Source organism: Lactobacillus sp. CBA3605, assembly GCF_002970915.1.
Classification (GTDB): Bacteria; Bacillota; Bacilli; order Lactobacillales; family Lactobacillaceae; genus Lactiplantibacillus.
Window position 1 is genome coordinate 122,717 of sequence record NZ_CP027190.1, and the last position, 15,372, is coordinate 138,088.

9 protein-coding genes and 1 pseudogene are annotated in these 15,372 nt (G+C 41.7%); 9 read left to right on the forward strand and 1 reads right to left on the reverse strand.

The genetic code is table 11. The features are described 5' to 3' along the window. Positions 1-73 precede the first annotated feature (73 nt). The gene (locus C5Z25_RS00605; RefSeq protein WP_105450727.1) at positions 74-2,650 is read right to left on the reverse strand and encodes a YfhO family protein; all 2,577 of its coding nucleotides are present in this window, start codon (positions 2,648-2,650) and stop codon (positions 74-76) included. Positions 2,651-2,975: 325 nt separating this feature from the next. Here C5Z25_RS00605 and C5Z25_RS00610 point away from each other — a divergent pair, with 325 nt between their 5' ends. The 9 genes and pseudogenes from C5Z25_RS00610 to C5Z25_RS00650 all read left to right on the forward strand — a co-directional run bounded on the left by C5Z25_RS00610 (position 2,976) and on the right by C5Z25_RS00650 (position 15,349). Next, positions 2,976-3,974: a glycosyltransferase family 2 protein gene (locus C5Z25_RS00610; RefSeq protein ID WP_105450729.1), complete on the forward strand. Its 999-nt coding sequence runs from the start codon at positions 2,976-2,978 to the stop codon at positions 3,972-3,974. After that, positions 3,967-6,009: a hypothetical protein gene (locus C5Z25_RS00615; RefSeq protein WP_105450731.1), complete on the forward strand. Its 2,043-nt coding sequence runs from the start codon at positions 3,967-3,969 to the stop codon at positions 6,007-6,009. The genes C5Z25_RS00610 and C5Z25_RS00615 overlap by 8 nt, the downstream gene beginning before the upstream one ends. Positions 6,010-6,358: 349 nt before the next feature. Then, on the forward strand, positions 6,359-8,110 hold the full coding sequence (locus tag C5Z25_RS00620) for a hypothetical protein (RefSeq protein WP_105450733.1): 1,752 nt from the start codon (positions 6,359-6,361) through the stop codon (positions 8,108-8,110). A gap of 336 nt (positions 8,111-8,446) precedes the next feature. Further along, the gene (locus C5Z25_RS00625) at positions 8,447-9,502 is read left to right on the forward strand and encodes a MupG family TIM beta-alpha barrel fold protein (RefSeq protein ID WP_105450735.1); all 1,056 of its coding nucleotides are present in this window, start codon (positions 8,447-8,449) and stop codon (positions 9,500-9,502) included. Beyond that, positions 9,499-10,386, forward strand: a complete 888-nt coding sequence (gene murQ, locus C5Z25_RS00630; RefSeq protein ID WP_105450736.1) for an N-acetylmuramic acid 6-phosphate etherase — start codon at positions 9,499-9,501, stop codon at positions 10,384-10,386. The genes C5Z25_RS00625 and murQ overlap by 4 nt, the downstream gene beginning before the upstream one ends. Before the next feature lie 18 nt (positions 10,387-10,404). Then, positions 10,405-11,889: pseudogene (locus C5Z25_RS00635) on the forward strand (PTS transporter subunit EIIC); the annotation flags it as partial. 39 nt (positions 11,890-11,928) lie between these two features. After that, entirely contained in the window at positions 11,929-12,774 is an 846-nt protein-coding gene (locus C5Z25_RS00640) for a MurR/RpiR family transcriptional regulator (RefSeq protein ID WP_105450740.1), read from the forward strand. Positions 12,775-12,791: 17 nt separating this feature from the next. Further along, complete coding sequence (locus C5Z25_RS00645) at positions 12,792-13,274, forward strand: PTS sugar transporter subunit IIA (RefSeq protein WP_105450741.1); 483 nt, start codon at positions 12,792-12,794, stop codon at positions 13,272-13,274. Between the two features lie 296 nt (positions 13,275-13,570). Continuing rightward, positions 13,571-15,349 carry a glycosyltransferase family protein gene (locus C5Z25_RS00650; protein WP_158682870.1) on the forward strand — a complete coding sequence of 593 codons (1,779 nt, stop codon included), beginning with the start codon at positions 13,571-13,573 and terminating at the stop codon, positions 15,347-15,349. Positions 15,350-15,372: the final 23 nt, after the last annotated feature.

Sequence of the window (15,372 nt, forward strand, 5' to 3'; positions counted from 1 at the left end):
AGCCAAAATTGACTCGGATAACTATTGCCTTTAGATAAGCATTAAATAAGATTTTCTTAGAAAAAGATGGTCACTATTTACGTGCATGGTAGTGTTTAAAACGTTGCTGGTCAAGTTGTCGTCGTTTCGTATGGTAGTGTTGATATCCCGTCCAAAAACCAAAGGTTATGAAACCTAGTAGTGAGAGCACACTACTAAATTTTAATGCCGGGACATGATACTGCAACTGAATCTTATTTTGACCAGCCTTAACTGGCAGTGCAGTTAAGCCACCGATGATTTTTTTAGTATTAACCGGTTGGGCATTAACCGTGGCCTGCCAAGCCGTATCATACGGAATAGCAACGTATAACCAATGCTTATTACTGTGGTTATTAATGTGTCCAGTGACGGTAGTAGTCAAGCCACGCGCATGATACTTCGGAATAAAGGCGCTTGATTTAAGCGTGTCATAAGCGGCTTTGAAAGTGGCGCTATCCAGACTGGCAAGCTGTTGGCTAGTCGTTAATTGCCGATGACTGGTCTCAAATTGTAAGGTGACCGTTTGACCACGGCGATAAGTCCCTAACTGCCATAACAAGCTTTGATAATCAGCATTGACGCTAGGTGTCACTGGCCGGCCATTAACTTTAAATGTTGAATAGCGGGTCTCTTGGTGCGGATCACTGTAATACAGGGGGCCACTGGCATTAATCTTTACTTTCAACCGATGCTGATAGTGATGTCCATTCGTGGTTACTGCATTTTGTTCGAAAGACGTTGCCATGTAGTACGGCGAAATGCTAGCCTGAATATTTTGTAAAATCTGCTCTTGATTAGCGAGGGCTTGATTAGGTGCTAACGTTACCTGAGTGAGTTGTGCTGGAATAACAAATCCCATTCCCAGATAATTAGAGTTGAGTTCGGTTTGTGCATGCCCGTTATGCCGCAGAAAGACATTGTATTTAATGCCCAATAGCATGGCACTGACTGGCGTTAACCCTTCCGAATTAATCCGGCGGGCATTGCGACTATAGAGACCTAGGTTCTGCAAGGTTAGGCGAGATTGTTCATTTAAAGTTGAACTATAATAATTGATGCCGTGAAAGTTAAACAGTAATGGATCATTATAATTATTATATTTTTCACGATAAGCATGATTAATGAGGGTATTTGTATTATTAACCCGATAAAGTTGTCCATCAGGGTCACTGACTTTTTGCATCTGTTTTGCTTCCGTCGTGTAGGCTATTTGATAGATGGCCTGACTACCGAATGAAGTTGTTTGCATACTTAATAGTAGGTTGCTGCCTAACTCAGTCATTACGATGCCTGTGATTAAGAGTGCTTGTTGTCGTTTGACAAGAAAGATGGCGGCCGTTGTAAGCCACACATAGCCTAGACTTAAGGCTAAGGTTGAACTGGTAAGAGGGTGTTTAAGCCCATAATTAGTTAACCAGCCAATGATAAGGCCAACGGTTAAAAGACTAGGGAGTCGCCGTTGCCAGCGCCAGGTGATTTGCCGGGGGCCAGCTAACCAAGTCTCATAGGCTAACATAATTAAAACAAAACTAAAGAAGAAGGCATTCCGGAATGGAAAACCAGCTGGTTGCTGAAACAGATGCCAAATGGTATTAAATAGTTGAATGAGCATACTTAGCAATAGCGCCAGTAATAAAACGCCAGCCGCTTGACGCCGGCGTTTCGTAATTTGTGGATGAACAAAATAAGTCATCACCAACAAGATGACGAAAGTCGTACAAAAAATGGTCGGCGCATGTGCTAGGCGTTGGGCATAGTTATTAGCACCTAACCCTAACTGGCTAAAAACTTCGAGTCCAAATTGGGGTAAGGGCAAAAAATTTGTGATAGTTTGCGCGGTCTTCGCAGTTTGGAGCATCCCTAGTGCAGTTGGAATCAACAAAAACAACGCGCTAACCACACTTAGTACCCCGGTCATTAAGACTTGTAGTAGTCGATATCGGCGTTGGTAAACAGTTTGCCAAAAGCTGATCTTTTTAGTTAGGACTAATTGATAGATGAGATAGTAGCCCACAAAGAGACAAGTCATGTATCCCAAGTAGAAGTCAGTGACAATACTGATCCATAGCCACCAAAAAAAACGGGCGGCATGACCAGTGGCGAGTAAATGATCGAGACCTTTAAGAATTAAAGGCAACCAAATGAGGGCATCTAGCCACATCAGGTCAAAATAATTCAAGGCCACGAAACCGCATAAGCTAAAGGCCAACCCAAATAAGGCGGCTGACCGTCGATTGGTTTGGTAGTGCGATTGTAAAAAACGCGTGGTCGTTATCGCAATTGTACTGATTTTGACCATGATAATAATCGTGATACCAGTCGGCAATTGTGCAGCTGGGAACGCTAAAATAATCAAATTAAACGGGCTCATTAAATAGTAAGCAATCGTGGGGACCATGCTCCCACCCAAAGATTGGGAAAAGGAATATAATTGGAAATTATGATTAAGCAATGCATGGCGATAAGTCGTGAAAAATGAGAGATACTGTGTTCCCATATCACTAATCAATAAATTATGATCACCAAATGGTGTAATTTGTTGTTGCCATAAGACGGCACTGACAATCATTAGCGCAAGCATCCCCGCTGTTAGCGGGACTGTCCATGCACGCTGTACGTTTCTTTGCATCTGAACCACCTCAATAAGTTTAGGTTGTTAAAAATAGATTGGGGAGGACAACGGACTAGTCATAAGTCGTTCAGTGCTTAAATTAGCGTTTCAATATACAATAATTTAGTCAGTGTTAGAAAGCAACCATTTGGATTGTTTAGTTAAGTCGATTATTTAGCCGGTTAATTATAATGCAGTTTACTTCGTATTAAGTTAACGATATCGGTATAATATTAAGCATAGGACTAGACTAGTGTCTGAGTTGGTTAGTATTTGGGGTACTAACGAGCTAGTATGTCAAAATTTCAGAGTTAGATTTGTTTATTTAAGGGGGAGTTCCATGATGAAGCAGCCACGGTTAACCATTGTGGTACCATGCTATAATGAAGAAGCCGTTTTACCAAAGTCGTCCGCCGTGTTGGGTGAAATTGTGACCCAATTGGTTCAAGCGCAACAAATCAATCAAGATAGCCAGGTGCTTTTTGTTGATGATGGTAGTGCGGACAAAACGTGGCAATTAATTCGCCAGTTTGAGGCGCAGAATAAAGTTTTCAGTGGCTTGAAATTTAGTCGCAACTTTGGTCATCAAAATGCGTTAATGGCGGGTATGAAAGTCGCTGGCAAATTTTCGGATGCGGTAGTGACGATTGATGCGGATTTACAAGATGATCCAAATCTAATTCCCGAAATGGTCGCTCGTTTTAAAGCAGGCAATGAAGTGGTTTTAGGGGTCCGCAACGACCGGACGAGTGATTCACACTTTAAACGTTGGACTGCAGAAACATTCTATCGCTTGATGCGGCATATCGGCGTTCAATTAGTGCCAGATCATGCAGATTTTCGGTTGCTTAGCCAGCGGGCGGTAGCGACTTTAATGCGTTATCATGAAACGAATTTGTTTTTGCGTGGCATTGTACCGCAACTTGGGTTAAAAACAAGTAAGCTATATTATCGGCGTAAGCCCCGTCTGGCTGGTGAATCAAAGTATCCATTTAAAAAGATGATGGCATTTGCCATTGATGGGATTACATCATTTTCGGTAGCGCCAATTAAAGCGATTATGACGCTCGGGTTGTTTGTCATCGGGATTAGTCTATTGATGTTAATTTACGCGACTGTACGTTTTTTTACAGGAAATGTGATTGATGGCTGGACCTCGTTAATGATGAGTTTATGGTTCTTAGGAGGTATTCAATTGATTGGCATAAGTATTATTGGGGAATACATCGGTAAGATCTTTGCGGAAGTTAAACACCGGCCACGCTATATTATCGAAACGGATGATTACAGTGCGGCTCAGCAACCCGCCTTATTTACGAAGCACCAACAGTACAATGACTAAGCGATTACTGGTTGGCCTGAATTGGTTAGCTGCTGGGATTTTGTGCTGGGCTGTTGGCTTTGCCATCTTCTTGCCAATTCATTTTTTTGCTGACCAAGACTGGGTGTCACCAGTCGTCAGTGTTTTGCTTGTTTTAGGCTTAATTTTGATTTTAAGTGGTTTAAAAGCCTGGATTAACCAGTGGTCGGTCCGTGCTTATCGGTATTGGTTGTGGGGGTTAGGTGGCTTAATTGTCATTGTTCAAGTCTGGGTAGCGGTGCACTTTGTCGATGCCAGCCGGGCCGATGCCTTTTTTGTCCGTAATCAAGCGCTAGCGCTGGTTCAAGGTAAGTCTAACTGGGCGGAATATTTTAAAGTCTATCCGAACAATGTTAATTTTACGTTATTGGAAGCGGGCTTACTAAAAGGGGTGCTAGCGTTAGGTCTAAAAACGCCATGGGTCTTGTTAAATTGCTTACGTTTTATCTGGTTAGATACTGGGTTAATTGCTGGATTAAGTCTACTGTGGCATTGGCAACGTTGGCGACCTGGGGCGTTCGGCTTGATGCTGACTTGGTTAGTTAGTGTGCCTGTGTATGCCTATGCATTATTCGCTTATACGGATGCCTTAGTTATGCCATTAATAATTGATATTTTAGCGCTTAGTTGGTGGTGGGGCACTAAAACGGGGTGGTCACGTTGGCTAGCTGGTGGCACGACATGGATTTTGCTTGGTTTAGGCGTCGTGATGAAAAGTAACATGATTGTGTTATGGTTGGCGGCGGTGATTACTTTACTAGTTGCTGGTGTACAGCGGCACTTATCATGGCAGTTAGTGCTAAAATGGCTGGTTGGTAGTATCGTTATTTTAGGCTTAATGTCAGCGGGGCTATCTAAGTTAGCAACGCAAGCTGGCTATCAAAAAGATGTGAATGCTGCGGTACCAGTGACTAGTTGGATTGCAATGAGTTTGAATCCGAAGACTAATGGGCAATATAATAATGCCGATTTTACTCGCGTTCGCCGTATCCCGACACAGGCGGGCAAACAAAAAATGACGCAGAAGATGATTAGGTCACGCTTGAAAACCTTACGACCAACTGGAATCGCAGTTCATGTGATTAGGAAATTACGGGTATTTTTAGCAACTGGCGATTTCGATAGCTTTAAGCTCACAACACAATGGTTACGGGAACCTGGTTGGTATCGGCAACGACAGCGTACGATTCAATTCTGGTTAGTGATGGTAACCCAATCCTGGTATCTGGTTTTACTAATTGGGAGTATCGGTGTTTTAGTGACGCGCAGTCAGCATCGCTTAATGGTCGGTTTCTTGGTCCTAACAATATTAGGGCTAACGAGTTTTCACGTGTTGTTGTGGGAAGTTGAACCACGGTATGCCTTGCCCTTATTGCCAGTAGTCATGTTACTCGGCTGTCTTGGTTGGGCCCACCGGCCAGACCGGAAATTAACCTTGCACCGCCGGCAACTTTATAGCGGTTTGGCTATTTTAGGTGCTGGATTCAGTTTGTGGAGTATTCGTCAGACTAGTCGTAGTACATCAATAACCGGTTATAGTGCCGCTCGTCAAGGGAATGGTGCGTACTTTACACCAAATCGACGAACGCTGCAGCCAGGACAAGTATTACGCGTTAAATTACCAGTGTCGGTGGCAAGTAATCAGTTACGATTACTGCCTAAATCAACGCACGGGTTAGTGACAGTTAAGTTACAGGTTGGTCAGCAGCGACTACAACGTACCGGCCAGCCAAAGCAGGTTGCTAAAATGAGTTATCCGACTACGCCAGCGGCAACTTTAACGGTGACCATTATTAATCGCGGCAAGTTGCCGGTTCAATATGGTTCAGTGCAGACGCAATATAGTCAACAAACGGGACGTATCCTGCGGCAGCCGCAAAATAGCTTACAGTATTCAGTTGCTATGACGCATGCACCTACCAGTTTAACTGGAACTAAAACAATTGTTGGGTTTGTTGGTACTGTATTAGTGTTTGTTTTGACTCGTTTGTGGTGGCGACCACGCCAGGTTAATTAACTAAGTCCTAGGCTAATCAGATTATAGTGATTAGCCTAGGACCTTTTATTAATCGTAATTATTTTGATTTGTTCAAATTTAAATGATCAACTTGATAAGCGTCAGCGTTGTTTGCTATAATCACAATTAATTTAGTGAACTGAAGGCCGGAAAATAGGCACTGAGTTACGCTAGTTTGGATATGCTAAAATGAGTAGTATAAAATATGAAAATCGCCTATAATTAAAAAGGTCGTTTTCATTTAAATGTCAATGCTAACCAGTTATTGATAACTTTTGAGGGGTTAGCTTTAACATTGACATAGTATAAACAATTTTTAGATGCGCCATTTGGGGAGGAAACGTTACTTATGTCTAAGAATAAAAGGGCGATTGTTATTATTTGCCTTGCCGTACTTTTATTGATGAGTCCACTGATTTTTAATCAACAGGCCTTATTAGGTGTTGATGGTTATTTTCAATATAGTCGAATTTATGAAGCTGCCATGCAATTAAAGAACCATAATATTAGTTTTATTAATATTTATTCATTTCAACAAGCTGGACGAATTGTTAATAGTCTATATAGTCCACTAATTACTTATCTTGCCGGGGCCGTGTTATTGCTAGTGGGTACCTGGTATCGTTTCCAATTAGTAAGTATTTTTCTAGTTTACTTCATTAGTGGCTATGTGACCTATCATGCCGCACGTCATTTTCAATTATCACAACGGCTATCATTGGCATTAGGGATTATTTTTCTAAGTTCTAATGCGGTCTATGGGTTTATTTTTGGGGTCACTTGGCGATCAATTGCGTTTGGGCTACTGCCGATATTTATCGGGCCAATGCTAGATCTGTATAAGGGGGACTGGCGATTACCCGCAATGCTTAAACTGGGCATCTATATTGGCATCTTGGCTCAATTTCAAGTTTTAACAGTTGCGTTATTGCTCCCGTTCTTAATCCCATTTTTTGTTCGTGGTTTGTGGCAATCTAGATTCAAACTAAAAGCCCTATTAAATTTATTAGTAGCAGTGTTGTTAGCACTTTTACTTAGTTTAAATGCGCTACTCCCGTTGTTAGAGGTTTACCGTGGCAATACGTTAATTCCACCGGTTGCAATGGATATGATGAGCAATACCAGTTTGATTCTACAGCCAATTTATAATAGCGTTGATTCCAATAGTGATATTGTCATGACGGTAATCGTCTACGCAATGGTGATGGGGCTAATTATGTTCTGGTCGCGATTACATGGATTTACCAAGTTACTGGCCGTCGTTGCTTTATGTTATGCAATCGCGGGTACAAGTTTAATTCCTTGGGATTTAATTCAAAAAAACATGCCATATTTGCAATCATTTTTACAAATGCCGCGCCGTATTTCACTAGTTGGGACGCCATTTCTAATTGTTGCGGCGGCGCTCATCTATCATGACGCTGCCCGCGGCACTGAAAGTGTAAAATTGCATAAGGGACTGGTCTTTGCGAGTCTATTGCTAGCGCTGTTATCATTGTTACTCTGCACGCAAAAAGTTGTAAAAAATGTGCATCGGACGTTACAACCGACCACCTCCTTGGCTAGTGGCCTGCAAACTGCGGACAATAATGTGCATTCTAAATTGACGCATTTTATGCAATTGCAACCGGCTTTTCATACACGTGATTTAAGCAAACTAATCCGAGAAGCTGATCGGACGACGCCGGACTATATTCCGATTACGCATAAAGTTGAAACCCATGCGAATGTTTACAAGGCTTATTTAAAGAGATTTTCAGCGCAAAAGCATAAGTTTAGCTATCGGGTTGTGAGGGCTGGTGTTCGGTTAACATGGACGGCCAAGCAAGCTAAGACGCGCTCTGTGCCTGTCGTAGCTTATCGACGGTCAACATTAACTTTAAATGGAAAACCATTAACACATCAGCAAATGAAACATAATTGGGTTGGGGACATTTCCATTAAGCAGCATCGGGGGCGTAATGTCTTGACTGTTCGGTATACCCCTAGCCGGATCACTACGCTGGGTACGAACGTAACGCTTGGGGTGTGGGTGGTCGTTATCTTAGCGATAATTCAGCAGGCATTTAGTCAGTTGCGACGTCGCCGGTTGGTTGTGTAAATTGGTTGTTCGTGACTTTGAGTCATAAACAGCTGATTACTATGAAATTAGCTATTTAATTAAACGATGCTTACCAGTTGAAAAAACTGTAACTTAAATAAAGTGCGACGAAAAACGGTTGTTAAGTTTTTCGTCGCACTTTATTTTGGAAGGTTTTATAAGTGATTTATTAGTTATTGACTTGAGAATTTAAAAATAAATTTGTTTTTAAAGTCTTTTATTGAATAATAGTTTCAAAAATAAAAGAATATATTAAAACATATTGTAATTTAAATACATTGATGGTATATTAATGACAAGCAAATGAAAACGATTTCATTGAAAGGAGCGAGACTCATGCTTGGTTTTTCGGTTTATTTGAATCAGCCATTAGATACGCATCAATTTGAAAAAATGGCCAGCTTACAACAAGCCGGCTTTACCGGCGTCTTCACCTCGTTACATATTCCTGAAGAGGATGCGACGCAATATTTAGCACGGCTCAAGACTTTGGGTGCGGCCTGCCAGCGATTAGGTCTAACGTTGACCGCTGATGTGTCGGCGGCGGGTATGCGACGGATGGGACTAGCCATTGAGAATCCCAACGACATGATGGCATTAGGCGTTACTACCTTAAGAATTGATGATGGTGTTGAGATGGCAACTATTGCGTCCCTGTCACAGCAACTTCCAATTGCACTGAATGCAAGTACGATTACGACAGCCAATATTTTGGCGTTAAAGGCGGCTAATGCCAATTTTGATCATTTGGAAGCTTGGCACAACTATTATCCACGTCCCGAAACGGGATTAGATGAGGCCTGGTTGAAAACGAAGAATCAATGGTTACAAGCACAAGGGTTTACGACTATGGCATTTGTTGCCGGTGATGCTGAGCGACGTGGTCCCATTAAGGCGGGGTTACCAACGTTAGAATGTGATCGTAATCGTCAACCATTAGCCGCGGCTTTGAATTTATTACGATATGATCATGTCGATCGTGTCTATATTGGGGACCCAGCACTGAGTTGCCGCGTTCGCTACCAATTCGAACAGTATTTTAAAAATGATATTTTACAATTAACTGGTCGAACGACTGTCCCAGCATTGTATGATCAGCTTTGGCATAATCGGATTGATGTGGCGCGTGATGTGGTGCGACTCGTCGAAGGCCGTCAACGGTTAACTGCGATTATGCCTGTGCCGCCAGTTAGTCGACCAATTGGCGCCATTACAATTGATAATGACGCATACGGTCGCTATGTTGGCGAATTACAACTGATTAAACGCGGGTTGGCGCCGGATCAACGGGTGAACGTTGTCGGTCAAATCAGTGCTGCAGATGTGGCGTTATTACCATTAATTGGTGGTAATCAGGCCGTGAAGATAATTAAGGAGGAACCTAACCAATGAATTTAAGTCACTTAACTACTGAAACGCGTAATCAGAAAACGATGGCGCTCGACACCATGCCGGTTGCAGATGTTTTAACTTTAATGAATCAGGAAGATCAAAAGGTACCGACAGCGATTGCAAAAGTTTTACCCCAAGTTGAAACCGCTGTCAAAAGCATCATTAAAAGTTTCCAATCTGGTGGTCGCTTATTTTATATTGGCGCTGGCACTAGTGGACGCTTAGGCGTATTAGATGCTGCGGAGTGTGTGCCAACCTTTGGAACTGAGCCCGAGATGGTTCAAGGCTTAATCGCTGGTGGCATGACTGCCATGACCGTTGCAGTCGAAGGTGCAGAGGATTCTAAAGCATTTGGCAAACAAGATCTCGTCACTGCGCATTTAACCGCTAATGATACGGTTGTCGGGATTGCCGCAAGCGGTCGGACACCTTACGTGATTGGTGGTTTAGATTATGCCAAGACGGTGGGGGCAGCAACGGTGAGCTTGGCCTGTAATCCAGGAGCACTTATTAGTGAGCATGCGGATACTGCCATTGAAGTGGATGTTGGTCCTGAAATTTTAACTGGGTCAACCCGGCTAAAGTCAGGGACGGCTCAAAAATTAGTTTTGAATATGTTGTCGACTGTTTCAATGATTGGCATTGGTAAGGTCTATCAAAATTTAATGGTCGATGTTAAACCTACTAATGAAAAATTGGTTGAACGTGCTAAGCGCATCATCATGCAAGCCACGGATTGTTCAAGTACAACGGCAACGACGGCGTTTATCGCAGCAGATCAAGATGTGAAATTGGCAATCGTAATGGTTTTGACGGATTTGGATCATGATGAGGCGGCTAAACGATTACAAGCTGGGCAAGGTTTTGTTAGGAAAGCAATTTAATTAAGGAGGATTAAGCAGATGGCTGAAGATAAATATGTACGCATCGGGCAGGAAATCTATGATAATGTCGGTGGACCTCAAAATATTGCCAAGTTAATTCATTGTATGACACGGGTTCGAATGACAATTCGGGATGAATCATTAGTTGATATGGATGGCTTGAAGGCGATTAAGGGCGTCATGGGAGTTGTTCAAGAGGATACGCTACAGGTGATTGTCGGTCCCGGGACGGTTGACAAGGTCGCACAAGCGATGGTAGATGCCGTCGGGGTAAAGCTAGGTGATCCCTTTCCAGCACCGGAAACTTTTACGACGAAAACAACGCCGGCTACAAGTCAGTTGACAGATAAAGAACTGGTTGAAGCGAAAGCGAAAAAAGTGCATGCCGCTCAAAAGGCGAAGATTAAACAAACGCCGATGCGGAAGATATTAAGTGCAATCTCAAGTATTTTTATTCCATTAATACCAGTCTTTGTTGGTGCTGGTTTGATTTCTGGGATTGCGGCTATTTTATCTAACATGATGTTGGCCGGTGATATTGGTAAGAGTTGGACTGATTTTATCAATGTTTTAAAGGTCATCAACAGTGGCTTATTCACTTATTTAGTTATTTATGTTGGGATTAATAGTGCGACAGTGTTTGGCGCAACTGCTGGATTAGGTGGGGTAATTGGTGCCGTTACGATGTTAACCGGGATTACGCCACAAGCACCGATTCATAATATTTTTAATGGTCAGGCCTTATCAGCTGGTCAAGGTGGGATTATCGGTGTCATCTTTGCTGTATGGGTCTTATCAATTATTGAAAAATGGTTGCATAAGGTCATTCCGGATTCAATTGACATTATTATTACGCCAATGGTGTCGTTACTAGTCGTTGGGGTGTTTACCATTTTCTTGGTCATGCCAATTGCGGGTGTTATTTCAACGGGCTTAGTTGGTGGTGTGGAATGGGTCTTAAACGTTGGTGGCGCCTTCTCCGGTTTCATTTTAGGGCTATTCTTCTTACCGATGGTGATGTTTGGGTTGCACCAAATTTTAACCCCAATCCATATTGAAATGATTAACAGTATGGGGAGTACACCACTTTTACCAATTCTAGCCATGGCTGGCGGTGGTCAAGTTGGGGCAGCGTTAGCATTATGGATTCGTTGCCGTAATAATCAAGAATTAACAAATCTTATTAAAGGTGCCTTACCAGTCGGAATTTTAGGAATTGGTGAACCGTTGATTTATGGGGTTACCTTACCATTAGGACGTCCATTCATTACTGCTTGTATCGGTGGTGGGATTGGCGGAGCCGTTGTTGGTGGCTTGGGTCATATTGGCGCGATTGCCATTGGACCTTCCGGTGTCGCTCTGATTCCATTGATTGCTAATGGTCATTGGTTGGGCTACGTTGCTGGATTATTAGCCGCATATATTGGTGGATTTGTGGCGACTTACTTCTTCGGCATTCCCAAAGATGCCATGGCTGCTAAGGATAAAGATGGCAAGTTGCTAAATGCTTAGTTAACGGTAAAATGAGGTGGGAGGGATATAATGACTAATATTTTATTTACCATTCATAGTCGGCTAGCCGATTTTTCTAAAGCGGACCAAAAAATTGGGCGTTATATTCTAAAACATGCACATGCCGTGATTACGATGAGTACTGCTGAATTGGCAACCGCTGCTGGAGTTAGTACGGCGACAGTCGTGCGCTTTGGTAAAGCGATTATTCCAGACGGTGGTTACCCGGCTTTAAAATTAAAATTATCTGCTGAAACGAACGTTGATCAAAAATTGTATGCTGAAATCAATCCTCAAGATAGTTTGACGGCGGTCAAGTCCAAGCTAGCTTTGCGGGTATCACATACTATCGAAGAAACTAATGTGGTTTTAGAAAATGGTGCGTTAAAAAAAGCCAGTCAGTTATTGGCGCAAGCACAAAATATTTATGTCTATGGAATTGGCGCCTCTGATGTTGTCGCTTCTGATTTTCAACAGAAATTCATGCGCGTCGGTAAATCAGTGATGCATGCGGCCGATGGTCATTTGGTGGCAGTCGGTTTGACGACGCAGAAAGCTAATGCCGTCTTAGTTTTAGTATCAAACTCGGGTGAAAAAGCCGAAGGGCAACAATTAGCGGAAGTAGCCAAGACTGTTGCGGTCCCGATTATTGTTTTAACACGCAATGCCAAAAGCCCCCTTGGCCAATTGGCAGACGTTGTTTTACTGAATGATGATAGCGAAGAAAATCAAACGGCGCGGAGTGCAGCAACAACCTCATTATTGGCGCAACTTTATGTGGTGGATTTGCTGTATTATACCTACATTAAAGCTGATTATCAGACGCATATTCAACAATTAATTGAGTCACGGGATGCCATTCAAGAACATTTTTAATTAAGGAGAATCAGGTCATGTTTGGACTTAAAAAGAAGAATAAATTGGTTCGTTTAGGGGCTATTGCCACAGGTCAGTTAATGCCAATTACCGCGGTTGCTGATCAAGTGTTTTCACAAAAGATGATGGGCGATGGCTTTGCCATCACGCCTAGTACTGGTCAAATTGTCGCACCGGCTGCTGGCGAGATTAAAACAATTGCGGCCACGAAACATGCGATTATGATGACTACGGCGACTGGATTGGAATTAATGCTTCACTTAGGACTAGATACGGTTGAATTAAACGGTGCGCCATTTACCATTCAAGTTAATGTTGGCGATCAAGTAAAACTAGGAACGCCGCTGGTGACGATGGATTTAGCAGCTATTCAAGCAGCCGGAAAAGCGACGACCGTAATGACCGTCGTGACTAATATGGATCAAGTGACCAACCTCACTACAGCTAATAATCAAGCAATTACTGCTGGCGAAGTTGCTGTTGAAGCGACTTTGGCCTAAACAATCAAGCTAGTTATCAAGGATTAAGCCTTGATAACTAGCTTTTTTTAAGCATTCACACGCTTTAAATTTGAGTTTGTGTGATACAACTTTTTTGGTACCGCTACTGTAATTGTTAGCAATGCTGATTAAATTGTGTTATTGGGTGTTACAACTATTATATAGACAGTCTAGGTGCTGAGCCAATTTTATAAAAAGCAATGAAATTTAACTAAGTCTCTAGTATAATTGATGAGTTGTTGTTTATTGAATAATAATATTTTTTTACAAATTATTAAATAAAAAGGAGCTTAATCATGAGGGGAACTAAGGCAGTCAGAGCGTCGATATTAATGATTTTAATATCGCTTGTTGTGATCTCACCATTAATTTTAAATCAGACGGCTATTTTGGGGGTTGATGGCTATTTTCAATATAACCGAATTTATGATGCCGCAATGCAACTAAAAAATTATAATTTTAGTTTCTTGAATCTGTATTCATTCCAACAAGCAGGGCGGATTGTTAATCAAGTCTATAGTCCATTATTAACATATTTATTTGGTGCCATCCTTTTAATGGCGGGTAATTGGATGAATTTTCAGATTATTTCGGTAATGCTAGTTAGTTTTGTAGCTGGTATAACCATGTATTATGCCGCCCGTCGTCTCCAATTAAATTTTAAAGTTTCAGTTGCAGCTGGGGTGCTCTATCTAACATCTTTGTCGATTGTTGGTTTTGTATACAATGTTAGTTGGCGTGCAACTGCGCTGGCATTGGTGCCGTTGTTAGTAGGTTCAATGGTTGATTTTTATCATGGAAATTGGTCACTCAAGTCAATGTTAGGCTTAGGTGTCATTGTTGGCGGTCTCGCACAGGCACAAATTTTAACGACGATACTAGCATTACCCTTGTTGATTCCGTTCTTTGTGGTTGGATTGGTAAAATCTAGTCAGAAACTCCGGCAATTAGGTTACCTGTTAGTTGCGATACTGATTGCGCTAATCTTGAGTTTAAATGTAATCTTACCTTATTTAGATATTGCCAAAAACAGTGTCATGTTACCACCAACAATGTTGCCATTAATTAACGGTATTTCAAACGTCATCGTACCATTCGTTGGTCGGGGTGATTCGTTAGGTATCACCATATTTTGTTTGATCTTTTATATCGGTTTAGCGGGACTTTTTTGTTTCTGGCAACGAATAACCGGTTTTTCAAAAATCTTATTTATAACTGCAACCATCTATATTATTTTGGGAACTAATTTAATTCCTTGGCAAGTTATTGATGATTCATTTCCAGTTCTGGAAAATTATTTGCAGTTACCACGCCGATTCACGATTGTCGGGATGTCATTTTTAATTCTCGGCAGTTTAGCCTTATTCAGAGATATAGCTGAATCCGATAATAATCGGGGGCTTAATCAGGTGGTTGACTTTACAAGTATCGTTTTTGCGATTGCTTCAGCGATTTCATTAGCGGTTGCATTGGCTGGAACAGTTACTCGCTATAATCAGCCGGATGTCAGTATTTCTGAGGGATTAGGCACTGGACCTAACAACGTTCATGGGAAACGTTATCTTGACAAACCGGTTCGAAGTATTGTTGATATTCAACCCGCATTTCATGGGAAACAACTTTCAGATTTAATTAGAATTGTTGACCGAACGACACCAGATTATATGCCAATTACGAAGTATAATGAAAAGGTTCCTTATTACGATTTGTACAATGATGACGTTATTGCGCAAAAGAGAAACTTTAAGTATACGGTTAAAGCCGGTGGTAGCTTACAATTAGAGTGGCAAAACAAGCGAAAATCGCGTATTATGGGTGTTCCAGTTGCTAGTTATGGTAATACCCAATTAAGATTGAATGGGAAATTAATAAAAAATACTAAAGTAAAGCAGACTAAGATTGGCACTGTCAGAGTACGAGCAAAAACTGGAAAAAATAGCTTACAAGTCAGTTATCATCCGCGAACTGCGACTAAAGTAGGAATTACGCTCTCATTAATTGCTTGGTTTACCTATTTATTGATAGTGCTATGGCTATTTGTTAGAGGCACTTTAAGATTTATAGAAAAATATTGATTAAAATAGCGCATACCAAAATA